Source organism: Burkholderia sp. YHN3-13 (assembly GCF_055810675.1).
In genome coordinates this window covers 1-547 of record NZ_JBVVNQ010000103.1, presented here as the reverse complement: position 1 = coordinate 547, position 547 = coordinate 1, and the positions used below count along the sequence as shown (strand labels likewise).

Annotated in this window: 1 protein-coding gene; it reads left to right on the top strand. The window is 65.6% G+C overall.

What is annotated here, in order from left to right:
* A partial coding sequence (locus AC0KUR_RS38110; protein ID WP_473377421.1) for a carbohydrate porin occupies positions 1 to 547 on the top strand: 547 nt, incomplete at both ends.

Sequence of the window (547 nt, the reverse complement as noted above, 5' to 3'; positions counted from 1 at the left end):
TCGTTCCTCGACAAGCGCGTCGACGTGAAGATCGGCCAGCAGAGCCTGGACCAGGAGTTCATGGTCAGCACGTATGCGAACACGTTCGTCAATACGATGTTCGGCTGGCCCGCGCTGCCGTCGTACGATCTGCCGAACGGCGGCCCCGCGTATCCGCTCGCGGGCCTCGGCGTACGCGTGCGCGCACAGCTCACGCCGAAACTCACCGCGCTCGCGGGCGTGTTCGACGGCGATCCGCTCGGCAACAACCCGGGCAACCTGAGCGGCACGAACTTCAACCTGCACAACGGCACGCTCTATATCGGCGAGCTGCAGTACGCGCTGAACCAGCCGTCCGACGGCGAAATGGACACCGGCCATTCGAACGGACTGCCGGGTACCTACAAGATCGGCCTGTGGTATCACAACGGCCGCTTCGCGGACCAGAACGCCGGCACCGACGGTCTGTCGCTCGCCGATCCCGCATCGAACGGCAACGCGCGGCAGCACCACGGCGACTACAGCTTCTACGCGGTGGCCGACCAGATGATCTGGCGTCCCGACCCCA